Source organism: Pseudomonas sp. LB3P31 (assembly GCF_054897945.1).
On sequence record NZ_CM142710.1, the window covers coordinates 4811042 to 4835440 of the forward strand.

20 protein-coding genes, 3 tRNA genes and 1 riboswitch are annotated in these 24399 nt (G+C 59.9%); of the genes, 21 read left to right on the forward strand and 2 right to left on the reverse strand.

Translation table 11 applies throughout. The annotated features are described in order from the left end of the window. Window positions 1-72 precede the first annotated feature (72 nt). The 14 genes from acs to astE all read left to right on the forward strand — a co-directional run bounded on the left by acs (window position 73) and on the right by astE (window position 16344). A complete protein-coding gene (acs, locus tag ACYZTK_RS21935; protein WP_462011749.1) occupies window positions 73-2028 on the forward strand; it encodes an acetate--CoA ligase in 1956 nt (651 codons plus the stop codon). A 677-nt stretch (window positions 2029-2705) separates the two neighbouring features. After that, entirely contained in the window at window positions 2706-3479 is a 774-nt protein-coding gene (locus ACYZTK_RS21940; protein WP_462011750.1) for an ABC transporter substrate-binding protein, read from the forward strand. Window positions 3480-3571: 92 nt separating this feature from the next. Beyond that, the gene (locus ACYZTK_RS21945; RefSeq protein ID WP_462011751.1) at window positions 3572-4261 is read left to right on the forward strand and encodes an ABC transporter permease; all 690 of its coding nucleotides are present in this window, start codon (window positions 3572-3574) and stop codon (window positions 4259-4261) included. Further along, a complete protein-coding gene (locus ACYZTK_RS21950) occupies window positions 4258-4956 on the forward strand; it encodes an ABC transporter permease (protein ID WP_462011752.1) in 699 nt (232 codons plus the stop codon). Before ACYZTK_RS21945 ends, ACYZTK_RS21950 begins: the two co-directional genes overlap by 4 nt. Before the next feature lies 1 nt (window position 4957). Further along, on the forward strand, window positions 4958-6070 hold the full coding sequence (locus ACYZTK_RS21955; RefSeq protein ID WP_462011753.1) for a M14 family metallopeptidase: 1113 nt from the start codon (window positions 4958-4960) through the stop codon (window positions 6068-6070). Between the two features lie 27 nt (window positions 6071-6097). Beyond that, window positions 6098-6862 carry an ABC transporter ATP-binding protein gene (locus tag ACYZTK_RS21960; protein ID WP_045057453.1) on the forward strand — a complete coding sequence of 255 codons (765 nt, stop codon included), beginning with the start codon at window positions 6098-6100 and terminating at the stop codon, window positions 6860-6862. A 304-nt stretch (window positions 6863-7166) separates the two neighbouring features. After that, a complete protein-coding gene (argR, locus tag ACYZTK_RS21965; RefSeq protein ID WP_462011754.1) occupies window positions 7167-8147 on the forward strand; it encodes a transcriptional regulator ArgR in 981 nt (326 codons plus the stop codon). 314 nt (window positions 8148-8461) lie between these two features. Continuing rightward, on the forward strand, window positions 8462-9682 hold the full coding sequence (locus ACYZTK_RS21970) for an aspartate aminotransferase family protein (RefSeq protein ID WP_462011755.1): 1221 nt from the start codon (window positions 8462-8464) through the stop codon (window positions 9680-9682). A 192-nt stretch (window positions 9683-9874) separates the two neighbouring features. Then, window positions 9875-10894 carry an arginine/ornithine succinyltransferase subunit alpha gene (aruF, locus tag ACYZTK_RS21975; RefSeq protein ID WP_462011756.1) on the forward strand — a complete coding sequence of 340 codons (1020 nt, stop codon included), beginning with the start codon at window positions 9875-9877 and terminating at the stop codon, window positions 10892-10894. Between the two features lie 84 nt (window positions 10895-10978). Then, window positions 10979-12004: an arginine N-succinyltransferase gene (gene astA / locus ACYZTK_RS21980; RefSeq protein WP_462011757.1), complete on the forward strand. Its 1026-nt coding sequence runs from the start codon at window positions 10979-10981 to the stop codon at window positions 12002-12004. Continuing rightward, window positions 12001-13470 carry a succinylglutamate-semialdehyde dehydrogenase gene (gene astD, locus ACYZTK_RS21985; protein WP_462014949.1) on the forward strand — a complete coding sequence of 490 codons (1470 nt, stop codon included), beginning with the start codon at window positions 12001-12003 and terminating at the stop codon, window positions 13468-13470. Before astA ends, astD begins: the two co-directional genes overlap by 4 nt. 163 nt (window positions 13471-13633) lie before the next feature. Continuing rightward, window positions 13634-14980 (forward strand): N-succinylarginine dihydrolase, encoded by a 1347-nt coding sequence (gene astB / locus ACYZTK_RS21990; protein ID WP_462011758.1) that lies wholly within the window; start codon window positions 13634-13636, stop codon window positions 14978-14980. A gap of 50 nt (window positions 14981-15030) precedes the next feature. Next, window positions 15031-15321 (forward strand): hypothetical protein, encoded by a 291-nt coding sequence (locus ACYZTK_RS21995; protein ID WP_007904718.1) that lies wholly within the window; start codon window positions 15031-15033, stop codon window positions 15319-15321. Window positions 15322-15333: 12 nt separating this feature from the next. Further along, window positions 15334-16344 (forward strand): succinylglutamate desuccinylase, encoded by a 1011-nt coding sequence (astE, locus tag ACYZTK_RS22000; protein WP_462011759.1) that lies wholly within the window; start codon window positions 15334-15336, stop codon window positions 16342-16344. 168 nt (window positions 16345-16512) lie between these two features. Here the strand turns inward: astE and ACYZTK_RS22005 are convergent, their stop codons facing one another. Further along, on the reverse strand, window positions 16513-17025 hold the full coding sequence (locus tag ACYZTK_RS22005; RefSeq protein WP_462011760.1) for a 6,7-dimethyl-8-ribityllumazine synthase: 513 nt from the start codon (window positions 17023-17025) through the stop codon (window positions 16513-16515). A gap of 102 nt (window positions 17026-17127) precedes the next feature. Continuing rightward, window positions 17128-17299, reverse strand: a riboswitch (FMN riboswitch). Window positions 17300-17686: 387 nt separating this feature from the next. Here ACYZTK_RS22005 and ltaE point away from each other — a divergent pair. From ltaE to ACYZTK_RS22040, 7 genes are all read left to right on the forward strand, one after another. Continuing rightward, window positions 17687-18691, forward strand: a complete 1005-nt coding sequence (ltaE, locus tag ACYZTK_RS22010; RefSeq protein ID WP_462011761.1) for a low-specificity L-threonine aldolase — start codon at window positions 17687-17689, stop codon at window positions 18689-18691. 146 nt (window positions 18692-18837) lie between these two features. Further along, complete coding sequence (alaS, locus tag ACYZTK_RS22015) at window positions 18838-21456, forward strand: alanine--tRNA ligase (protein WP_462011762.1); 2619 nt, start codon at window positions 18838-18840, stop codon at window positions 21454-21456. Between the two features lie 91 nt (window positions 21457-21547). After that, window positions 21548-22789, forward strand: a complete 1242-nt coding sequence (locus tag ACYZTK_RS22020; RefSeq protein WP_262163684.1) for an aspartate kinase — start codon at window positions 21548-21550, stop codon at window positions 22787-22789. Between the two features lie 186 nt (window positions 22790-22975). After that, a complete protein-coding gene (gene csrA, locus ACYZTK_RS22025) occupies window positions 22976-23164 on the forward strand; it encodes a carbon storage regulator CsrA (protein WP_002554426.1) in 189 nt (62 codons plus the stop codon). Window positions 23165-23226: 62 nt separating this feature from the next. After that, window positions 23227-23317 (forward strand) — tRNA-Ser (locus ACYZTK_RS22030). A gap of 107 nt (window positions 23318-23424) precedes the next feature. Next, window positions 23425-23501: transfer RNA gene (locus ACYZTK_RS22035), tRNA-Arg, on the forward strand. Window positions 23502-23572: 71 nt separating this feature from the next. Then, window positions 23573-23649 (forward strand) — tRNA-Arg (locus ACYZTK_RS22040). A 19-nt stretch (window positions 23650-23668) separates the two neighbouring features. Here ACYZTK_RS22040 and ACYZTK_RS22045 read toward each other — a convergent pair. Further along, window positions 23669-24178, reverse strand: a complete 510-nt coding sequence (locus tag ACYZTK_RS22045; RefSeq protein WP_462011763.1) for a cell envelope protein SmpA — start codon at window positions 24176-24178, stop codon at window positions 23669-23671. Window positions 24179-24399 lie beyond the last annotated feature (221 nt).

Below are 24399 nucleotides of genomic sequence, written 5' to 3' on the forward strand. Positions count from 1 at the left end.
AATGGTTCTATAGGCCCGCCCCGGGCTACAACAGGGACATACAAAAACAACTATTTCACCGAGGTAAGAAAGATGAGTGCGGCTTCCCTGTATCCCGTTCGTCCCGAGGTAGCGGCCAACACGCTGACTGACGAGGCAACCTACAAAGCCATGTACCAGCAGTCGGTCGTCAACCCGGACGGCTTCTGGCGCGAGCAAGCCAAGCGCCTCGACTGGATCAAGCCTTTCACCACGGTGAAGCAGACTTCGTTTGATGATCACCACGTCGACATCAAGTGGTTTGCCGATGGCACCCTGAACGTTTCCTACAACTGCCTCGACCGTCACCTGGCCGAGCGCGGCGATCAGATTGCGATCATCTGGGAAGGCGATGATCCTGCCGAGAGCCGCAACATCACCTACCGCGAACTGCACGAACAAGTGTGCAAATTCGCCAACGCCCTGCGCGGCCAGGATGTGCATCGCGGCGACGTGGTGACGATCTATATGCCGATGATTCCCGAAGCCGTGGTCGCCATGCTGGCGTGCACCCGGATCGGTGCGATTCACTCGGTGGTGTTCGGTGGTTTCTCCCCGGAAGCCCTGGCGGGTCGAATCATCGACTGCAAATCCAAAGTAGTGATCACTGCTGACGAAGGCATTCGTGCCGGCAAGAAAATCCCGCTCAAGTCCAACGTCGACGACGCGCTGACCAACCCGGAAACCAGCAGCATCCAGAAGGTCATCGTGTGCAAGCGCACCGGTGGCAACATCAAGTGGAACCAGCATCGCGACATTTGGTACGAAGACCTGATGAAAGTGGCGGGCAGTGTCTGCGCGCCGAAGGAGATGGGCGCTGAAGAAGCGCTGTTCATCCTTTATACCTCCGGCTCCACCGGCAAGCCCAAGGGAGTGCAGCACACCACCGGCGGTTACTTGCTGTACGCGGCGATGACCCACGAGCGCGTGTTCGACTACCGCCCGGGTGAAGTCTTCTGGTGCACCGCCGACGTCGGCTGGGTCACCGGCCACACTTATATCGTCTACGGCCCGCTGGCCAACGGCGCGACCACCGTGCTGTTCGAAGGCGTGCCGAACTATCCGGACATCACCCGGGTGGCGAAGATCGTCGACAAGCACAAGGTCAACATCCTCTACACCGCGCCAACTGCGATCCGCGCGATGATGGCTGCCGGTAATGCTGCGGTCGAAGGTGCTGACGGCAGCAGCCTGCGCTTGCTGGGTTCGGTCGGTGAGCCGATCAACCCGGAAGCGTGGGATTGGTACTACAAGAAGGTCGGCCAGTCGCGCTGCCCGATCGTTGACACCTGGTGGCAGACTGAAACTGGCGGCAACATGATGAGCCCGTTGCCGGGCGCCCATGGCCTGAAGCCGGGTTCGGCGGCTCGTCCGTTCTTTGGTGTGGTGCCGGCGCTGGTGGACAACCTGGGCAATATTCTGGAAGGCGCTGTCGAGGGCAACCTGGTGATTCTGGATTCATGGCCAGGCCAGGCGCGCACCCTGTATGGCGACCATGACCGCTTTGTTGATACTTACTTCAAGACCTTCCGCGGCATGTATTTCACCGGTGACGGTGCCCGTCGTGACGAGGATGGTTATTACTGGATCACCGGTCGCGTGGATGACGTGCTGAACGTGTCCGGCCACCGCATGGGTACCGCCGAGATCGAGAGCGCGATGGTTGCTCATCCGAAAGTGGCCGAGGCGGCTGTGGTGGGTGTGCCGCACGACATCAAGGGGCAGGGCATTTATGTTTATGTCACGTTGATCGGCGGCGAAGAGCCGAGCGAGCAGTTGCGCCTGGAGCTTAAGAATTGGGTGCGTAAAGAGATCGGGCCGATTGCTTCGCCGGATGTGATCCAGTGGGCGCCGGGGCTGCCGAAGACTCGTTCGGGCAAGATCATGCGGCGGATTCTGCGCAAGATTGCGACGGCTGAGTACGATGGGTTGGGGGATATTTCGACCTTGGCGGATCCGGGTGTGGTGCAGCATTTGATTGATACGCATAAGACGATGAATGTTGCTTAGGTAGCGTTGTTGGTAAGTAGAGCCCTGCCAGGTGTGAGCCTGGTGGGGTTTTTTGTGTCTGGTTGGTTTGTGGTGATGGTGCTGGCCTCTTCGCGAGCAAGCCCGCTCCCACAGGGAATCTCCAGTGACCACATATTTGGATTCGAACGCAGATCCCCTGTGGGAGCGGGCTTGCTCGCGAAGACGATCTGCCAGACACCACTTAAACACCGCCCAATAATTATCGGCACTTGTTACCCATAGCCCTCCAAGTAACTGAATGTGTAACCCCGCGCTCCGATACGGGGCGATGGGAAACGAACTGCGCCATTTCAGGCCCCACAAACCACCCCCAAAAAATAAGACCGAACGCCAAGCTTGCCGGATTAGAAGGCTTTGCCAATAATAGGCCCGCTACTTGCAGTATGTATCGGTTCACTGTCTTTTGCTCTTGCATGAAATTGCAGGGCTGTCAACGTGCCAAGCCGGCATTCTCGGTGCTTCTGTAATTTGTTGTCGCATTGAAGAAATATCGGCTTACGGCCTGTCGTTAGAATGCCGATCACTCGCTCGTCGTTGCTCGCGTTGAAAACACCGCGCGATTTCCAGGACGCAGCAACCGCTTTCCGGTTTTACTCATTCGCATAATGGGCTGTCGCTCACTCTGCCTTTTAGCCCTTTACCGATGGAGTACCAAGATGAAGAAACTCGTGCTGCTTGGCGCCCTGGCACTGTCCGTGCTGTCCCTGCCAACCTTCGCTGATGACAAGCCGGTCAAGATCGGTATCGAAGCGGCTTACCCTCCGTTCGCCTCCAAGGCGCCGGATGGCAGCATCGTTGGTTTCGACTACGACATCGGCAACGCCCTGTGCGAGCAGATGCAGGTCAAGTGCGTGTGGGTCGAGCAAGAGTTCGACGGTCTGATCCCGGCACTCAAGGTGCGCAAGATCGACGCGATCCTGTCGTCGATGTCGATCACTGAAGACCGCAAGAAGTCCGTGGACTTCACCAACAAGTATTACAACACCCCTGCGCGCCTGGTCATGAAGGCCGGCACTCAGGTCAGCGAAGGCCTGGCCGAGCTCAAGGGCAAGAACATCGGCGTGCAACGTGGTTCGATCCACGAGCGTTTCGCCCGTGAAGTGCTGGCCCCGCTGGGTGCCGAGATCAAACCGTACGGTTCGCAGAACGAAATCTACCTCGACGTGGCTGCTGGCCGTCTCGACGGTACCGTGGCAGACGCTACGCTGCTGGATGACGGTTTCCTGAAAACCGACGCTGGCAAAGGTTTTGCGTTCGTTGGCCCGGCCTTCACCGACGTCAAATACTTCGGCGACGGCGTCGGCATCGCAGTGCGCAAAGGCGACGCGTTGAAAGACAAGATCAACGCTGCGATTACTGCCATCCGCGACAATGGCAAGTACAAGCAAATCCAGGACAAGTACTTCGCCTTCGATATCTACGGCAAGTAATCACGTCCCGGCGGCAAGTCCGAAATGGCGCAAGCAACAGGATCTCTGCGGTTTGCGCCATTTTTTCATCCCAACTTTCGAGGACCTGAATCATGTTGAAAGGCTACGGGGCTGTCATCCTCGATGGCGCATGGCTGACGCTTCAGCTCGCCTTGTCGTCCATGGCCCTGGCCATCGTTCTGGGTCTGATCGGCGTTGCATTGCGTCTGTCCCCGGTGCGCTGGCTGGCGTGGCTGGGCGACCTGTATTCCACGGTGATCCGCGGCATTCCCGACCTGGTACTGATCCTGCTGATTTTCTACGGCGGCCAGGACCTGCTCAACCGCGTGGCACCGATGCTCGGTTATGACGACTACATCGACCTGAACCCGTTGGCCGCCGGTATCGGCACCCTGGGCTTTATCTTCGGTGCGTACCTGTCGGAAACCTTCCGTGGCGCCTTTATGGCGATCCCCAAGGGTCAGGCAGAAGCGGGCATGGCGTACGGTATGAGCGGTTTTCAGGTGTTCTTCCGGGTGTTGGTACCACAGATGATTCGTCTGGCGATTCCCGGTTTCACCAACAACTGGCTGGTACTGACCAAGGCCACCGCCCTGATTTCAGTGGTGGGGCTGCAAGACATGATGTTCAAGGCCAAGCAGGCGGCAGATGCCACCCGCGAGCCTTTCACCTTCTTCCTCGCAGTGGCGGCGATGTACCTGGTGCTTACCAGCGTGTCGTTGCTGATCCTGCGTCAACTTGAGAAGCGCTACTCGGTAGGCGTAAGGGCGGCTGATCTATGATCTTCGACTACAACGTCATCTGGGAGGCCTTGCCGCTGTACCTTGGCGGCCTGCTGACCACCCTCAAACTGCTTGGCCTGTCGCTGTTCTTCGGCCTGCTGTGCGCGTTGCCCCTGGGCTTGATGCGCGTCTCGAAGAACTCGGTGATCAACATCAGCGCCTGGCTCTACACCTACGTGATCCGTGGCACGCCGATGCTGGTTCAGCTGTTCCTGATCTACTACGGTCTGGCGCAGTTCGAAGCGGTACGCGAAAGCTTCCTGTGGCCGTGGCTGTCCAGTGCCACGTTCTGTGCGTGCCTGGCGTTTGCGATCAACACCAGCGCCTACACCGCCGAGATCATTGCCGGCAGCCTGCGGGCTACGCCCAATGGCGAGATCGAAGCGGCCAAGGCCATGGGCATGTCGCGCTACAAGATGTACAAGCGCATCCTGTTGCCGTCGGCCCTGCGCCGGGCGCTGCCGCAGTACAGCAACGAAGTGATCATGATGCTGCAGACCACCAGTCTGGCGTCCATCGTGACCCTGATCGACATCACCGGTGCCGCGCGTACCGTGAACGCCCAGTATTATCTGCCGTTTGAAGCCTACATCACCGCCGGTGTCTTCTACCTGTGCCTGACGTTCATCCTGGTGCGCCTGTTCAAGCTGGCCGAGCGCCGCTGGCTGGGCTATCTGGCCCCGCGGAAGCACTGATATGGAACGTATCGATCACGCATTGCCGTGGAGCCACCTGGGCAGCGAACGCCAGGTGTCGGTGTTCCGCTTCGGCACTGGCGAGCGCAAGGCTTACATCCAGGCCAGCCTGCACGCCGACGAATTGCCGGGAATGCGCGCCGCCTGGGAGCTGAAAAAGCGTTTAGGCGAGCTTGAAGCCCAAGGCGTGCTCAATGGCGTGATTGAACTGGTGCCGGTGGCTAATCCACTGGGGCTGGGGCAGTTGCTGCAGGGCAGTCATCAAGGGCGTTTCGAGGCGGGCAGCGGCAAGAATTTTAACCGCGATTTCGTCGAGTTGAGCGCACCTGTAGCCGCAGCTCTGCAAGGGCGCCTGGGCGACGATCCGCACGCCAATATTCAATTGATCCGCCAGGCCATGAGTGATGCGCTCGACGCATTGCCGCCGGCCGCGAGCCAGTTGCAAGGCATGCAGCGCATCCTGCTCAGCCATGCCTGCACGGCCGATGTGGTGCTGGACCTGCATTGCGATGCGGAAGCGGCGCTGCACATGTATGCCTTGCCGCAACACTGGCCGCAGTGGCGTTCGCTCGCCGCGCACCTGGACGTGAAGGTCGGCCTGCTGGCGGAAGATTCCGGCGGCAGTTCGTTTGACGAGGCCTGTTCGCTGCCATGGCTGCGTCTGTCGCGTCTGTTCCCGGACGCGCAGATTCCCCTGGCGTGCCTGGCGACTACCATTGAGTTGGGTGGTCAGGCCGACACCGGGCGCATAGAGGCAGAGGCTTACGCCGAAGGCATTCTGGCTTTCCTTGCCGAGCAAGGCCTGATCAGCGGCGAGTGGCCCAAGGCTGCCCGGGACGCGTGCGAAGGCATGCCGTTCGAAGGCACCGAATTGCTGTTCGCGCCGCACCCGGGAGTGATCAGTTTTCTGCGTAAACCCGGCGAGTGGGTCGAAGCCGGTGACGAGATTTTCGAAGTGATCGATCCGCTGGCGGATCGGGTCAGCACGGTGTGTGCTGGTACGTCCGGGGTGCTGTTTGCCATTGAACGGCTGCGTTATGCCCAACCCGGTTTCTGGCTGGCCAAGGTGGCGGGGCGCGAAGCGCTGCGTCACGGGCGCTTGCTCAACGACTGACTGACTGTTTTTGTGAGAACCGACCGCATGTACAAACTTGAAGTCCAAGACCTGCATAAACGCTATGGCAGTCACGAAGTGCTCAAGGGTGTGTCCCTGAAAGCGGCGGCTGGCGATGTGATCAGCATCATCGGCTCCAGTGGCTCCGGCAAAAGTACTTTCCTGCGCTGCATCAACCTGCTGGAGCAGCCGCACGCTGGGCGCATTCTGCTCAACAATGAAGAGTTGAAGCTGGTGGCGAACAAGGACGGCGCGATGAAGGCCGCCGATCCGAAGCAGCTGCAACGCATGCGTTCGCGCCTGTCGATGGTGTTCCAGCATTTCAACCTGTGGTCGCACATGACCGCGCTGGAAAACATCATGGAAGCGCCGGTGCATGTGCTGGGCATGTCCAAGGCAGAAGCCCGCGAGAAGGCCGAGCACTACCTGAACAAGGTGGGCGTGGCGCATCGCAAAGACGCGTATCCGGGCCACATGTCCGGCGGCGAACAACAGCGTGTGGCGATTGCCCGTGCGTTGGCGATGGAACCGGAAGTGATGCTGTTCGACGAACCGACCTCGGCGCTCGACCCGGAACTGGTGGGCGACGTGCTGAAAGTCATGCAGGCCCTGGCGCTGGAAGGCCGGACCATGGTGGTGGTGACCCACGAAATGGGCTTCGCCCGTGAAGTGTCGAACCAGTTGGTGTTCCTGCACAAGGGTATCGTGGAAGAGAGCGGTAACCCGCGCGAGGTGCTGGTCAATCCACAATCCGAGCGCTTGCAGCAATTCCTTTCGGGTAGCCTGAAGTAATCAAGGCTGCCGTTGTGCACCTGGATGGTGCATGCTTCGCAACCTGAAGCCGGACCCGATCCCTGTAGGAGCTGCCGAGTGAAACGAGGCTGCGATCTTTTGATCTTGATTGTTCGAATCAAAAGATCGCAGCCTCGTTTCACTCGACAGCTCCTACAGCTCCTACAGATCATCGGTGTAGCGGGGGTAGGCGCGAGCCGGCCGGCTCCCACAGTTGATCGGTGTCGGTTTCAAGATTTGCGTTCACTTTCGGGCTAGCATTGGCCCATGCCTTCATCACTGTTTTCGTTTCGGATTGCCCGCCATGACTGCCCATCGAATTGGTTTCCTGATTTGGCCCAGCACTAAAGCACTGACGCTTGCGCTGGCTGAGGAGGCCTTGCGTGTCGCCCAGCGTGTGCATCCGGACGTTGTCTACGAGCTGTCGTTTCTGCAGGCCGAACCGCCTGCCGAAGGTGCCTGGCAATTGCCCGGTGAACCCTGGACCGGCAAGCTGGAAAATTTCCAGAAACTATTCCTGCTCGCCGACGAGCCGCCGACCACCCTGGCGCCGGCACTCAGCAGTTCGCTGAAACAACTGGTGCGCGCCGGTTGTGTCATCGGTGGTCTGTCGGCCGGTGTTTACCCGCTGGCGCAGTTGGGCCTGCTCGATGGTTATCGTGCCGCCGTGCACTGGCGCTGGCAGGACGATTTCGCCGAGCGCTTCCCGAAAGTCATCGCCACCAGCCATCTGTTCGATTGGGATCGCGATCGCCTGACCGCCTGTGGCGGGCTGTCGGTCCTCGACCTGCTGCTGGCAGTGCTGGCCCGTGATCACGGGGCAGAACTGGCCGGCGCGGTGTCCGAGGAACTGGTGGTCGAGCGCATTCGTGAAGGTGGCGAACGCCAGCGCATTCCGTTGCAGAATCGCCTGGGTTCCAGCCATCCGAAGCTCACCCAGGCGGTGCTGCTGATGGAGGCCAACATTGAAGAGCCGCTGACCACCGACGAAATCGCCCAGCACGTGTGCGTATCGCGCCGGCAGCTGGAGCGCATCTTCAAGCAATACCTCAATCGCGTACCAAGCCAGTATTACCTGGAACTGCGCCTGAACAAGGCCCGGCAGATGCTGATGCAGACCAGCAAGTCGATCATCCAGATCGGCCTGTCCTGTGGCTTCTCCTCGGGGCCGCATTTCTCCAGCGCCTACCGCAATTTCTTTGGTGCCACGCCCCGGGAAGATCGCAACCAGCGCCGCAGCAGCAGCCCGTTCGAATTGTCATCGGCACCCTCCGAGCGCGGCTAGCTCCAGCGCTGTAGGAGCTGCCGAAGGCTGCGATCTTTTGATTCTATTTTTTCAAGATCAAAAGATCGTCCGATCGCGGCCCGAGCCTTCGGCAGCTCCTACAGGGGCATTCCGCGGAACTGCCTTAAAGTACTCTCGACAGTTTAAACTGCGCCTTTGCGAAGCTATATGTCGCATTGCCGTAAACCCGGCTGAAACCGGGGTTTGCGCTATAAGAAGTTGTCGCTTGGCGGCAAGGCCAAGGTGAAAACTCTCCCTACAATCCCCCCATCGCTCGCCAGTTCCAGGCGAGTGTTCCTCTTCAGGAGACTCCGATGTCCGTTGAGCACGCTGCGGTAGAACGCGCCGATTTTGACCAGGTTATGGTTCCCAACTATGCGCCTGCCGCATTCATTCCTGTGCGTGGCGCCGGTTCCCGCGTGTGGGACCAGTCCGGCCGCGAGTTGATCGACTTTGCTGGCGGGATTGCCGTTAACGTATTGGGCCACGCGCATCCGGCGCTGGTCGGTGCACTGACAGAGCAGGCGAACAAGCTGTGGCACGTGTCCAACGTGTTCACCAACGAGCCGGCCCTGCGCCTGGCGCACAAGCTGATCGATGCCACCTTTGCCGAGCGTGTGTTCTTCTGCAACTCCGGCGCTGAAGCCAACGAGGCCGCATTCAAGCTGGCCCGTCGCGTCGCGTTCGATCGTTTTGGTAGCGAGAAGTACGAAATCATCGCTGCGCTGAACAGCTTCCACGGTCGCACCCTGTTCACCGTCAACGTCGGTGGCCAGTCGAAGTACTCCGATGGTTTCGGTCCTAAGATCACCGGCATCACCCACGTGCCTTACAACGACCTGGCTGCATTGAAAGCTGTGGTGACCGACAAGACTTGCGCGGTGGTGCTGGAACCGATTCAGGGCGAGGGCGGCGTGCTGCCGGCCGAGCTGGCTTACCTGCAAGGCGCCCGCGAACTGTGCAACGAGCACGATGCGCTGCTGGTGTTCGACGAAGTGCAAACCGGTATGGGCCGCAGCGGCAAGCTGTTCGCCTACCAGCATTACGGCGTGACCCCGGACATCCTGACCAGCGCCAAGAGCCTGGGCGGCGGTTTCCCGATCGCGGCGATGCTGACGACGGAAGCGCTGGCCAAGCACCTGGTCGTCGGCACCCACGGCACCACCTACGGCGGCAACCCGCTGGCGTGTGCGGTCGCGGAAGCAGTAATCGATGTGATCAACACCCCTGAAGTGCTGGCTGGCGTCAATGCCAAGCACGACAAGTTCAAGGCGCGCCTTGAGCAGATCGGTGAGAAGTACGGCCTGTTCACCCAGGTGCGTGGCCTGGGGCTGTTGATCGGCTGCGTGCTGAATGACGCCTGGAAAGGCAAGGCCAAGGACATCTTCAACGCCGCTGAGCGCGAAGGCCTGATGATCCTGCAAGCGGGCCCGGACGTGATCCGTTTCGCCCCGAGCCTGGTGGTTGAAGATGCCGATATCGATGCCGGCCTGGATCGTTTCGAGCGCGCTGCGGCGAAGTTGACGCAAGCCTGATAGACCCGTCGACGCCTGACCCTTCAGGCGTCGACCCCAATTTTATGCCGCACCCGCTTTTCTGTAGGAGTGAGCCTGCTCGCGATGGTGTGTCAGTCGACATCAATGTTGCTGATCCACCATCGCGAGCAGGCTCGCTCCTACAAGGGGCCGGCTTATTTTCCTCAAAGAGTATGAGAAAGGAGTGACACCATGCTGGTGATGCGCCCCGCGCAAATGGCTGATCTGGGCGAGGTACAGCGTCTGGCTGCGGACAGCCCGATTGGTGTCACTTCCCTGCCGGATGACGTTGAACGCCTGAGCGACAAGATTGCCGCGAGCGAAGCGTCGTTCGCCGCCGAAGTCAGCTTCAACGGCGAGGAAAGCTATTTCTTCGTCCTTGAAGACAGCACCACTGGCAAGCTGGTGGGCTGCTCGGCCATTGTCGCCTCGGCCGGTTACTCGGAACCGTTCTACAGCTTTCGCAATGAAACCTTCGTGCACGCTTCCCGCGAGCTGAAGATTCATAACAAGATCCACGTGCTCTCGCAGTGCCACGACCTGACCGGCAACAGCTTGCTGACCAGTTTCTACGTGCAGCGCGAGTTGGTGGGTTCGCCTTGGGCCGAGCTCAATTCCCGTGGTCGCCTGCTGTTCGTGGCCAGCCATCCGGAGCGTTTTGCCGATTCCGTGGTGACCGAGATCGTCGGTTACAGCGATGAAAATGGCGACTCGCCGTTCTGGGATGCCATCGGGCGCAACTTCTTTGACCTTAATTACGCAGAAGCCGAGCGTCTGTGCGGGCTGAAAAGCCGGACGTTCCTCGCCGAGTTGATGCCGCATTACCCGATCTATGTGCCGTTGCTGCCGGACTCCGCCCAGGAAGCGATGGGCCAGGTGCACCCGCGGGCGCAGATCACGTTCGACATCCTGATGCGCGAAGGCTTCGAGACCGATCACTACATCGACATTTTCGACGGTGGTCCGACCCTGCATGCCCGCGTCTCGGGCATCCGCTCGATCGCCCAGAGCCGTGTGGTGCCGGTGAAAATCGGCGAGCCGGCCAAAGGTGTCGGCCGTCAGTACCTGGTGGCCAACGCCCAGTTGCAGGATTACCGCGCCGTGTTGCTCGATCTCGATTATGCGCCGGGCAAACCGGTGACCCTGGATCTGGAAGCGGCCGAGGCGCTGGGCGTCGGTGAAGGTGCCAGCGTGCGCCTGGTAGCGGTTTAACAACTGCTGCCGCGCCTGGAAAGAATTGCCAAGATAGCAGCGAAGTTTCGCGGGTGGCGCAAGCGGCCCGACTGAGGAGATAGCATGATCGTTCGTCCCGTACGCAGCAGCGATTTACCCGCTCTGATCGACCTGGCCCGCAGCACTGGCACCGGCCTGACCACCTTGCCGGCCAATGAAGAGCGGCTGGCCCATCGGGTCGGCTGGGCCGAGAAGACCTTTCGCGGTGAAGCCGGGCGGGGCGATGCGGACTATTTGTTCGTACTCGAAGATGACAACGGTCGCGTGGTGGGCATTTCCGCCATCGCCGGCGCGGTCGGCTTGCGAGAGCCGTGGTACAACTTCCGGGTCGGCCTGACGGTCAGCGCTTCGCAAGAGCTGAACATCTATCGCGAGATCCCGACCTTGTTCCTGGCCAACGACCTGACCGGCAACTCCGAGCTGTGCTCGCTGTTCCTGCATGCCGATTACCGTAACGGCCTGAACGGTCGCATGCTGGCCAAGGCGCGGATGTTGTTCATCGCCGAATTCCCGCAGCTGTTCGGCAACAAGATCATTGCCGAAATGCGCGGCATGTCCGACGAAGCCGGCCGTTCGCCGTTCTGGGAAAGCCTGGGCCGGCATTTCTTCAAGATGGAATTCAGCCAGGCGGACTACCTGACCGGTGTCGGCAACAAGGCGTTTATCGCCGAACTGATGCCCAAGTTCCCGCTGTATACCTGCTTTCTGTCGCCGGATGCGCGCAACATCATCGGCCAGGTGCACCCGGACACCGAGCCGGCGCTGGCCATGCTCAAGAGCGAAGGTTTCAGCTACCAGGGCTACGTCGACATTTTCGACGCCGGCCCGGCAGTGGAATGCGAGACCGCGAAGATCCGTGCAGTGCGCGACAGCCAGCCGCTGGTGTTGGCCATCGGTACCCCGGGTGACGACGCCACGCCTTTCCTGATTCACAACCGCAAGCGCGAAGACTGCCGGATCACTGCCGCTCCCGCACGCTTCGCCGCCGGTACGCTGGTGGTCGATCCGCTGACCGCCAAGCGCCTTCAACTCAACGCCGGCGATCAGGTGCGCGCCGTTCCGTTGTCCGCTGCCCGGGAGTCGAAATAATGAATTCGCTATACATCGCAGGTGAGTGGCTGTCAGGCCAGGGCGAAGCGTTCCAGTCGCTGAACCCGGTGACCCAGCAAGTGTTGTGGTCGGGTGAAGGTGCCAGCACCGCCCAGGTCGAATCCGCCGTGCAAGCCGCACGTCAGGCGTTCCCGGGCTGGGCCCGCCGCACCCTGGACGAGCGCATCAGCGTGCTCGAGGCGTTTGCCGCTGCTTTGAAAAGTCACGCTGACGAGCTGGCCCGGACCATCGGCGAGGAAACCGGCAAACCCCTGTGGGAATCGGCGACCGAAGTCACCAGCATGGTCAACAAAATTGCGATCTCGGTGCAGAGCTACCGCGAGCGTACCGGTGAGAAGAGCGGCCCGCTGGGCGACGCGACCGCCGTGCTGCGCCACAAGCCACACGGCGTGGTCGCGGTATTCGGGCCTTACAACTTTCCCGGTCACCTGCCCAATGGGCACATCGTGCCGGCGCTGCTGGCCGGTAACAGCGTGCTGTTCAAGCCGAGCGAGCTGACGCCGAAAGTCGCCGAGCTGACGGTCAAGTGCTGGATCGAAGCCGGCCTGCCGGCGGGTGTGCTGAACCTGCTGCAAGGCGCTCGCGAAACCGGGATCGCCCTGGCGGCGAACCCGGGCATCGATGGTTTGTTCTTCACCGGTTCCAGCCGGACCGGCAATCACCTGCACCAGCAGTTCGCCGGTCGTCCGGACAAGATCCTCGCGCTGGAGATGGGCGGGAACAATCCGCTGGTGGTTGACCAAGTGGCGGATCTGGATGCTGCGGTCTACACCATCATTCAGTCGGCGTTCATTTCTGCCGGTCAGCGTTGCACCTGTGCCCGGCGCCTGCTGGTACCGCAGGGCGCCTGGGGCGATTCGTTGCTGGCGCGACTGGTAGCGGTCAGTTCGACCATCGAAGTGGGCGCGTTTGATCAGCAGCCAGCGCCGTTCATGGGCTCGGTGATTTCCCTGGGCGCCGCCAAATCCCTGATGGATGCACAGGAGCATCTGCTGGCAAATGGCGCGGTGGCGCTGCTGGAAATGACTCAGCCACAGGCCCAGGCAGCCTTGCTGACGCCAGGCATTCTGGATGTGACGGCGGTGGCCGAGCGTCCTGACGAAGAGCTGTTTGGCCCGCTGCTGCAAGTGATTCGCTACGCTGATTTCGAAGCGGCGATCGCTGAAGCCAACGACACCGAGTACGGCCTTGCTGCCGGTTTGCTGTCGGACTCCGAAGCGCGTTACCAGCAGTTCTGGCTGGAAAGCCGTGCCGGTATCGTCAACTGGAACAAGCAGCTGACTGGCGCGGCCAGCAGTGCGCCGTTTGGCGGAGTGGGGGCCTCGGGTAACCATCGTGCCAGCGCTTACTACGCGGCAGATTACTGCGCGTACCCGGTGGCGTCGCTGGAAACGCCGAGTCTGGTGATGCCAGCGGCACTGACGCCTGGCGTGAAGATGGGGTGATGCCGATCGCGAGCAGGCTCACTCCTACAGGTTTGGTGGTGTCCACAAAGTTTGTGCACGACGCTACCCCTGTAGGAGTGAGCCTGCTCGCGATGGCCGCAACCCGGTCTTATTGAATAGCTACTGAAGCCTATAACAACAGATTCCCTGTGGAGCCTCGCTGATGAAATCCTATGAAGTCAATTTTGACGGTCTAGTGGGGCCGACCCATAACTACGGCGGCCTGTCCTACGGCAACGTCGCGTCCCAGAGCAACAGCCAGCAGTCCTCGAACCCGAAGGAAGCTGCGCTGCAAGGCCTGGCGAAAATGAAAGCGCTGATGGAAATGGGCTTTCAACAAGGCGTTCTGGCTCCCCAGGAGCGGCCTGACGTGGCAGCCCTGCGGCGCCTGGGCTTCAGCGGCAGCGACGCGCAAGTGATCGAGCGCGCTGCCAAGGAGGCCATGCCGTTACTGGTCGCCAGCTGCTCCGCATCCAGCATGTGGGTGGCCAACGCCGCTACCGTCAGCCCGAGCGCCGACACCGCCGATGGTCGCGTGCATTTCACCGCCGCCAACCTCAACTGCAAGTACCACCGCAGCATCGAACACCCGACCACCAGCCGTGTGCTGGGGGCGATGTTCGCTGATCAGAAGCACTTCGCGCACCACGCCGCATTGCCGGCAGTGGCGCAATTTGGCGATGAAGGCGCGGCCAACCACACGCGTTTCTGTCGCGAATATGGCGAGTCCGGGGTCGAGTTTTTCGTGTTCGGTCGCAGTGCCTTCGACACCCGTTACCCGGCTCCGCAGAAGTACCCGGCCCGCCAGACCCTCGAAGCGTCCCAGGCGGTTGCGCGTCTGCACGGGTTGAGCGCTGACGGCGTGGTTTACGGCCAGCAGAACCCGTCGGTGATCGACCAGGGCGTGTTCCACAATGATGTAATCGCGGTCGGTAACGGCGAAGTGTTGTTCTACCACGAGGACGCATTCCTCGACACCGAACAGATGCTTGCCGAGCTGCACGGAAAACTCGCCAAAGTCGGTGGGAATTTTCAGTCGATCTGCGTACCGCGTTCCGCAGTTACCGTGGAAGATGCGGTTCGGTCCTACCTGTTCAACAGCCAGTTGCTGACGCAGGCGGACGGCTCGATGCTGTTGATCGTGCCGGAAGAGTGCCGTGGCAATGAGCGGGTGTGGCAATACCTGCAGGGTCTGACCAGTTCCGGCGGGCTGATCCGCGAAGTAAAAGTCTTCGATCTGAAACAAAGCATGCAGAACGGCGGTGGCCCTGCTTGCCTGAGGTTGCGCGTCGCGCTGAATCAAACCGAGCTGGCGGCGGTCAATCCAGGCGTTATCATGACTGCACCGTTGTACGGCTCGCTGACCGAATGGGTCGACAAGCACTACCGCGACCGCATGGCCGAGACCGATCTTGCGGACCCGCAATTGCTGCTTGAATGCCGGACGGCACTGGATGAACTGACGCAAATCCTTAAACTGGGCGCGGTTTATCCATTCCAGATCAATTGAAAGTCGGCGCTGCGTGCGCCGATTCATCTCCTTAGAGAGCGTAAACAGACATGAGCGATACCCTGCAGCTGATCCTTGAAGACACCGACGGCACGCAATTGGAAACTTCCTGCACCCGCGTCGCGGTCATGTGGCAGGGCAAAGAGCTGTGGATCCAGCAGGACGGCCGCGGCCAGCTGCTGATCGGCGTGGACGTCGAAGAAGGCGATGCCGAATACGCCAACCTGCTGTTGCGCCCATTGGCGACTAATCTGGTAAGTCTGCAACTGGAAATGGAACCGGCTGACGTCGGCGACGACGAGGACCACGTTCACGGCCCGGATTGCAATCACGACCATTAAGGAAGTCGCTCTATGCTCGCCCTCGGCAAACTGCTTGAACTGACCCTCGCCGGCCGCGAACCGGCGGAGAAGACTCAACTGACTGTCGAAGGCGTGCGGATGCGCTGGTTGAGCGAGGGTGCGCTGGAAGTCCGGCCACCCGAAGCTCGCGACAACGGCCTGGATTTGCTGCTTTCAGCGGGAATCCACGGTAACGAGACAGCGCCGATCGAGTTGCTCGATCGCCTGTTGCATGACATCGCCCGCGGTGATTTGAAGCCGCGCGCACGCATTCTGTTCCTGTTCGGCAACCCGGAAGCGATTCGCAAAGGCGAGCGTTTCATCGAGCAGGACGTCAATCGGTTGTTCAACGGCCGGCACGAACAAAGCAGCGGCTCCGAAGCCTTGCGCGCCTGTGAACTGGAGCGCCTGGCAGCGAGCTTCTTCAGCCTGCCGGACCGTGAGCGTCTGCATTACGACCTGCACACGGCCATTCGCGGCTCGAAGATCGAGCAGTTCGCCCTGTATCCCTGGAAAGACGGTCGACAGCATTCACGCAAGGAGCTGGCGCGATTGCGCGCGGCTGGCATGGAAGCGGTGCTGCTGCAGAACAAGCCGTCGATCGTGTTCAGCTCGTACACTTACGACAAACTGGACGCTGAGGCTTTCACCCTGGAGTTGGGCAAGGCGCGACCGTTCGGGCACAACGACGGGGTCAATGTCGATCGGCTGGAAACCCGACTCAAGCAGATCATCGAAGGCAACGAGCCGCCGCTGACCGAGGCATCACTGGACGGGTTACAGCTGTTCAGCGTGGCGCGGGAGATCATCAAGCACAGCGATCACTTCCGCTTGAACCTGCCAGCGGACATCGAGAACTTTTCAGAGTTGGAAGTGGGTTACCTGCTGGCTGAAGACATCGCCCAGACCCGCTGGATCATCGAGGAGGAGGGCGCCCGGATCATCTTCCCCAACCCTAAGGTCAAGAACGGCCTGCGCGCGGGCATCCTGATTGTGCCGACGACCGACGAAAACCTGGCCTAAGCACTGACCTAAGGCATAACACAATCCTTGTGGGAGCGGGCTTGCTCGCGAAAGCGGTTTAACATTCAACGAATTTGCTGACTGTCTGTCCGCTTTCGCGAGCAAGCCCGCTCCCACAATGGATTTGGGTGAAGTTAAAGTAATTCACCCCTGTCACAGGTTTAGCGCTTAAACGGCTACCGCACGGGGCTCAGTGCGACGCAGGCTGCGAATTTTCGCCAGCGTATCCGCACACGTCTTCGCCGCTTCCTGGCCCTTATGCACGAAATGCTCGAAGAAGAACTTATGATGCAGTTCTTCACCGGCATGGAAGTGGTGCGGGGTCAAGGACACCGAGAACACCGGCACTTCAGTTTCCAGTTGCACCTGCATCAGGCCACTGACTACCGACTGGGCGACGAACTCGTGGCGGTAGATCCCGCCGTCCACTACCAGCGCTGCGGCGACGATGCCGGCATAACGACCGGTCTTGGCCAGCAACTTGGCGTGCAGGGGCATTTCAAAGGCGCCGCCAACTTCGAAGAAGTCGATGTCCGATTCCGGATAACCCTGGGCAATCATTTCTGCAACGAAGCCTTTACGGCTCTGGTCGACAATGTCTTTGTGCCAGCAGGCCTGGATGAACGCAACGCGCTCGCCGTGATGGTTTTTGCTTTTGCTGTCGATTGCGGTGGGTTGCATGTTCTGACTCCTGTTTGTGTGAGAAACAGGGCATATGAATCGAATGGGATTTAAGGGTACGCGCGCTGGCACGAATGCCGGCGGACGGCCCTTTGGCGCCAATCCCGTTCTCTCTTCATCCGGACTATGACCGTCGGCCCCGGGATCACACCGGGTCTGCTGACCTTGCCGCCAGCCACCGCCGAAGCCATGACTGTCACCAAGCGCTCGCGGGCTATGCGCATTGCGCGCAATTACCGCCGGTGGGGAGTTACACCCCGCCCTGAGAACGTTTCCCGCCAAAATGTTTGGCGGCGCAGCGTTTTTAACACAAATTTTCTGCGTGTGCATAACCAAAATCTGCAATCAATAGTGGACCTGTGGGACCTGTGGGACCTGTGGGACCTGTGGGACCTGTGGGACCTCTGGGACCTCTGGGATCTGTGAGACCTGTGGGACTGTGGGAGCAAGGCTTGCCCGCGATGAACGATGATGCGGTCCACCAGAAACCGAGTCGCCTGCATCGCGAGCAAGCTTTGCTCCCACAGAGCCCACACCACCCTGAACCACATTTTTCCAGTCTCAGCCGAATTTTCCTCAGCCAAGGGTTGATTAATCGTCGTCATGACCGCAGTAATTCCTACCTGAAAGGGATTTTCCCCTGCTTAACGAGGCCAGAGTCATGAGCGTTATCGATCTTCGCAGCGACACCGTCACCCAACCGACCACCGGGATGCTCGACGCGATGACCAGCGCGGCCACCGGTGATGACGTCTATGGCGAAGATCCGACGGTCAATCGGCTGGAAGCCGAACTGGCGCAACGCCTGGGTTTTGCCGCTGCACTCTTTGTCCCCACCGGCACCATGAGCAACCTGCTGGGCCTCATGGCGCACTGCGAGCGCGGCGATGAATACATCGTTGGTCAGCAGGCCCACACCTACAAATACGAAGGGGGCGGGGCGGCAGTCCTGGGATCGATCCAGCCGCAGCCCCTGGAAGTCCAGGCCGATGGTTCGCTGGACCTGACCCAGATTGCTGCGGCCATCAAGCCGGATGACTTCCATTTCGCCCGTACCCGTCTGCTGGCGCTGGAAAACACCATGCAAGGCAAAGTCTTGCCCCTGGAATACCTCGCTCGCGCGCGGGTTCTCACCAGCCAGCACGGCCTGGCCCTGCATCTGGACGGCGCGCGCCTGTACAACGCGGCGGTCAAGCTGGGCGTGGACGCCCGGGAGATCACCCAGCACTTCGACTCGGTGTCAGTGTGCCTGTCCAAGGGCCTGGGCGCGCCGATCGGTTCAGTGCTGTGTGGTTCGGTCGAGCTGATCGGCAAGGCGCGCCGCTTGCGCAAAATGGTCGGTGGCGGCATGCGTCAGGCCGGGATTCTTGCGGCGGCCGGCCTGTATGCCCTGGATAACAACGTCCAGCGCCTGGCTGACGACCACGCCAATGCGCAATTCCTCGCCGATGGGCTGAGCCAGGCCGGTTACGAAGTCGAACCCGTGCAGACCAACATGGTTTACGTGCAGATGGGCGACCGCGCTGAGGCCATCAAGGCGTTTGCCGCCGAGCGCGGCATCCGGCTCAGTGCCGCCGGGCGGCTCCGAATGGTCACACACATGGACGTCGACCGCGCCCAGATCGAACAGGTGATCGCGGCATTCGTCGAGTTTTCGCGCAACTGACCGCGTTAGCCGTCCAATTGACCGTTTCTATCGTATAAACACGCTGTACCCCGCGCGCAGGGCCGATATAATGCGGCCCTTTGCCGTCGCTTCGTCTGTTGACGTTTCGAACAGGCCTTTGGCCGCAGCCTCCGTGGAAGAACCTAATGAAAAGCGCAGAAATCCGTGAAGCCTTCCTTCGCTTCTTCGAAGAGCAAGGCCACACCCGTGTAGCTTCCAGCTCTTTGATTCCGGGCAACGACCCAACCCTGCTGTTCACTAACGCGGGGATGAACCAGTTCAAGGACTGCTTCCTGGGCCAGGAAAAACGTGCGTACACCCGTGCGACCAGCAGCCAGAAGTGCGTGCGTGCCGGTGGCAAGAACAGTGACCTGGAAAACGTCGGTTATACCGCTCGTCACCACACGTTTTTTGAAATGCTCGGTAACTTCAGCTTCGGCGATTATTTCAAGAAAGATGCGATTACCTTTGCCTGGACCTTCCTGACCGGTGTCCTGCAGCTGCCGAAAGAAAAACTTTGGGTCACCGTCTACGCCTCCGACGACGAAGCGTATGACATCTGGACCCAGGAAATCGGCGTGCCGGTCGAGCGCATGATCCGCATCGGCGACAACAAGGGCGCGCCTTATGCGTCTGACAACTTCTGGACCATGGGCGACACCGGTCCGTGCGGTCCTTGCACCGAGATTTTCTACGATCACGGCGACCACATCTGGGGCGGCCCACCAGGTTCGCCGGAAGAAGACGGCGACCGTTACATCGAGATCTGGAACAACGTGTTCATGCAGTTCAACCGCACCGCCGATGGCGTGTTGCATCCGTTGCCAGCGCCGTCGGTGGATACCGGCATGGGCCTGGAGCGGATCAGTGCGGTGATGCAGCACGTGAACTCCAACTATGACATCGACCTGTTCAAGAACCTGCTGAGCGCATCGGCCGCAGCTATCGGCTGTGAAAATGGCGATCAGTCTTCCCTGAAGGTTGTTTCGGACCACATTCGTTCCTGCGGTTTCCTGATCGCCGACGGGGTGTTGCCGTCCAACGAAGGCCGTGGCTACGTGCTGCGCCGGATCATTCGCCGCGCCTGCCGTCACGGCAACAAGCTGGGCGCCACCGGCAGCTTCTTCTACAAGATCGTCGCGGCGCTGGTTGCCGAGATGGGCGAAGCCTTCCCGGAACTCAAGCAGCAGCAGAGCAACATCGAGCGCGTGCTCAAGGCCGAAGAAGAGCAGTTCTCCAAGACCCTGGAGCACGGCCTGAAGATTCTCGAGCAGGATCTGCTGGAACTCAAAGGCACTGTGGTGCCGGGCGACGTGGTGTTCAAACTCTACGACACCTACGGTTTCCCGATGGACCTGACCGCCGACATCGCTCGGGAGCGCAGCCTGACCGTCGACGAAGCCGGCTTCGAGCGTGAAATGGAAGCCCAGCGCGTTCGTGCACGTTCCGCCAGCTCGTTCGGTCTGGACTACAACACGCTGGTCAAGGTCGACGTAGCCACCGAGTTCACCGGCTACATGGCCACCAGTGGTTCGGCGAAAATCGTCGCCATCTATAAAGACGGTCAGTCGGTCGACGTTTTGAGTGAAGGCCAGGAAGGCGTGATCGTTCTCAACCAGACGCCTTTCTACGCCGAATCCGGCGGCCAGATCGGCGACTGCGGTTTCCTTCAGGCGGGCAACGCCCGTTTTGATGTGCGCGACACCACCAAGACCGGCGGCGCGTTCCTGCACCACGGCGTGCTGGCCTCGGGCAGTCTGACCATTGGCGCGCCGGTGGAAACTCACGTTGATGCCGAAGTACGTCACGCGACTGCGCTGAACCACTCGGCCACCCACTTGCTGCACGCTGCATTGCGCCAGGTGCTGGGCGAGCACGTCCAGCAGAAGGGTTCGCTGGTCGACAGTCAGCGCCTGCGCTTCGACTTCAGCCACTTCGAGGCCATCAAGCCCGAACAGCTGAAAGCACTGGAAGACATCGTCAACGCCGAGATCCGCAAGAACTCCCCGGTTGAAACCGAAGAGACCGATATCGAAACCGCCAAGCAGAAAGGCGCCATGGCGCTGTTCGGCGAGAAGTACGGCGACAACGTGCGCGTGCTGAGCATGGGCGGGGCATTCTCCGTCGAGCTGTGCGGTGGTATCCACGCCAACCGTACTGGCGACATCGGGCTGCTGAAGATCATCAGCGAAGGCGGTGTGGCTTCCGGCGTACGTCGTATCGAAGCGGTCACGGGCGCTGCCGCACTGGCGTACCTGAACGCTGCAGAAGAACAACTCAAGGAAGCGGCCAACCTGGTCAAGGGCAGCCGCGATAACCTGATCGACAAGCTGTCGGCTGTGCTGGAGCGCAACCGTCTGCTGGAGAAGCAACTCGAGCAGTTGCAAGCCAAGGCTGCCAGCGCGGCGGGCGACGATTTGTCGGCCTCTGCACTGGACGTCAAGGGCGTGAAGGTTTTGGCCGTGCGTCTGGACGGTCAGGACGGCAAGGCGCTGCTGGCGCTGGTCGATCAACTGAAAAACAAACTCGGTCGCGCAGTGATCCTGCTCGGCAGTGTCCATGAGGAAAAGGTCGTTCTGGTTGCAGGCGTGACCAAAGACCTGACTGGCCAACTCAAAGCCGGTGATTTGATGAAGCAAGCCGCTGCGGCAGTGGGCGGGAAGGGCGGGGGGCGTCCAGACATGGCGCAAGGCGGTGGTATTGACGCTGGCGCACTGGATGCGGCATTAGCCCTGACTGTTCCGTTTGTAGAGCAGGGTTTATAAGGCAGGGTGGCCGGCCCGCAGTCTAGTGGCGGGCCGACGCGCTGTTTGAGTGATTATTTGGGCGCCCTTCATGGGCAGAGGCGGCTTTGAAATGGCTTTGATCGTACAGAAATTTGGAGGCACCTCGGTCGGCACTGTCGAGAGAATCGAGCAGGTCGCCGACAAGGTTAAGAAATTCCGCGATGCCGGCGATGACCTGGTGGTTGTGCTGTCTGCAATGAGCGGCGAGACCAACCGTCTGATCGATCTGGCCAAGCAAATCAGTGGCGACGACCAACCGGTTCCCCGTGAGCTGGACGTGATTGTTTCCACTGGCGAGCAGGTGACGATTGCACTGTTGGCCATGGCGCTGATCAAGCGCGGCGTACCGGCGGTGTCGTACACCGGCAACCAGGTGCGCATTCTGACGGACAGCGCGCACAACAAAGCGCGTATCTTGCAGATTGATGACCAGAAGATTCGTGGTGACCTGAAAGCCGGTCGCGTGGTGGTTGTCGCCGGTTTCCAGGGCGTCGACGAGCACGGCAACATCACGACCCTGGGTCGTGGCGGTTCCGACACCACCGGCGTAGCGCTGGCGGCAGCCTTGAAGGCTGACGAGTGCCAGATCTACACCGACGTCGACGGCGTCTACACCACCGACCCGCGTGTGGTGTCCGTGGCCCAGCGCCTGGACAAGATCACCTTTGAAGAGATGCTGGAAATGGCCAGCCTCGGTTCCAAGGTGTTGCAAATCCGCGCGGTGGAATTCGCCGGCAAGTACAACGTTCCGCTGCGCGTACTGCACAGCTTCAAGGAGGGTCCGGGTACCCTCATTACTATTGATGAAGAGGAAACCATGGAACAGCCGATCATTTCCGGCATCGCTTTCAATCGCGATGAAGCCAAGCTGACCATCCGTGGCGTGCCAGACACCCCGGGCGTTGCATTCAAGATCCTCGGCCCGATCAGTGCCGCCAACATCGAAGTCGACATGATCGTGCAGAACGTTGCGCACGATAACACCACCGACTTCACCTTCACCGTACATCGTAATGACTTCCAGGCCGCACAAACCGTGCTGGAAAACACCGCTCGCGAGATCGGTGCCCGTGAAGTGGTGGGCGACATCAAGATCGCCAAGGTCTCGATCGTTGGCGTCGGCATGCGTTCGCACGCTGGCGTCGCCAGCCGCATGTTCGAATCCCTGGCAAAAGAAAGCATCAACATCCAGATGATCTCGACTTCGGAGATCAAAGTCTCTGTAGTGATCGAAGAGAAGTACCTGGAACTGGCTGTGCGCGCTCTGCACACGGCTTTCGAACTGGACGCACCGGCTCGCCAAGGCGAGTGATGCGTTTGCCAGCGGGCGGGGTCTGACCGCGCCCGCTGTTTTTCTGAAAGGCGCGACCTGAGCCTGTTCTTTTGCTCGCGCTGGTCAATACTCAGGCATGTAGGGCTGCGACCTTCCAGGTTGCAGGTCAAGTGCCTTTTTTTTGCAGACTGCAGTCCCTGAAATGAAATGCGTGAGGAGAAAGGTATGCTGATTCTGACTCGTCGGTGCGCAGAAAGCCTGATTATCGGTGATGGCGAAATCACCGTGACCGTGCTCGGCGTTAAAGGAAATCAAGTGCGTATCGGCGTCAACGCCCCGAAAGAGGTTGCCGTGCACCGTGAAGAAATTTACCTGCGTATAAAGAAAGAGAAGGACGAAGAACCAAGCCATTAATTTTTATCGTTTTTTATGTTTGCAAACGGGGAAAAGGTTGGTTAAGATACGCCCCGTGTTGCGGAGAGCTGGCCGAGTGGCCGAAGGCGCTCCCCTGCTAAGGGAGTACACCTCAAAAGGGTGTCGGGGGTTCGAATCCCCCGTTCTCCGCCATTATTTGCGTAGTACGTTGTAATCTGGCTTCTTCGGTAAGTTGTTGAAATTACTAGAAAAAGTGTTTGACATAGAGATTAGACGGCCTATAATGCGCGGCAACAAATGCACTCGTAGCTCAGCTGGATAGAGTACTCGGCTACGAACCGAGCGGTCACAGGTTCGAATCCTGTCGAGTGCACCATTTAAGAGTTGTTTGCAGCAATGCGAATAACTTGGCTCCAACCAGTTGTGATCTGGTATAAAAACACAAATGCACTCGTAGCTCAGCTGGATAGAGTACTCGGCTACGAACCGAGCGGTCACAGGTTCGAATCCTGTCGAGTGCACCAAACACCAAAAAGCCCGCCTTTAAAGCGGGCTTTTTGCCGTCCGGGATTTGCCTTTTTCCGCGATGCATCCTTTCTCGTCGAATTGCACCAATGCGCTGCGGCCACGCTTGGGGGCGTAACGCCAGGTCGTGCTCGAATTCCGAATACTGATCGAGTCCGGCTTGCCTAAAGCGCTCTCGACGTCCTGTTGGCTCAGGCCGGCAACCATCCGCTGATTGATCAGGGCTTCCCGACGTTCCCGCGGGCTGAGCAGGTTTCCACATTTGTCCTCGGCTTGCCCCACGACCGTCAGCTGGGGCTGTGGCAGGGGGAATTGCGCGAATTCCCTATCGGGTATCAGCGCCACCGCGCTGCCTGGCGGATAGGCGCGTACCTCCTGGAGTGACAGGCTGTGACCATGCGCACAACTCAAGGTGGTGAATGTGAGATGGCCGTCAGGGGCTTCGCAGCGGTGAATAGTCGTGCCTGAAGCGGGGTCCGGCAGGATGAGCAGGGCGACCAGGAAAAAATAGTAGCGGTGAGATGGCATCAATCGTCCTCCATGACGGTCCTAGAGGAGGGTAGTCGCTACATTTTCCCGGGCATTGTGTTTTCTTTTCGCCATGAGTCGTCGCAGATCAAAGGATCAGGGCATCACTCAGGTTTCTCTTGCAAGCGCTTGTTTCCAACCGCGATTTTTTAACGTTTAAAACTTCGGGGCGGTGTATCATTGCGCCCGTCAGCCCCGCCGGGGCTTGTGGAATACCTTCA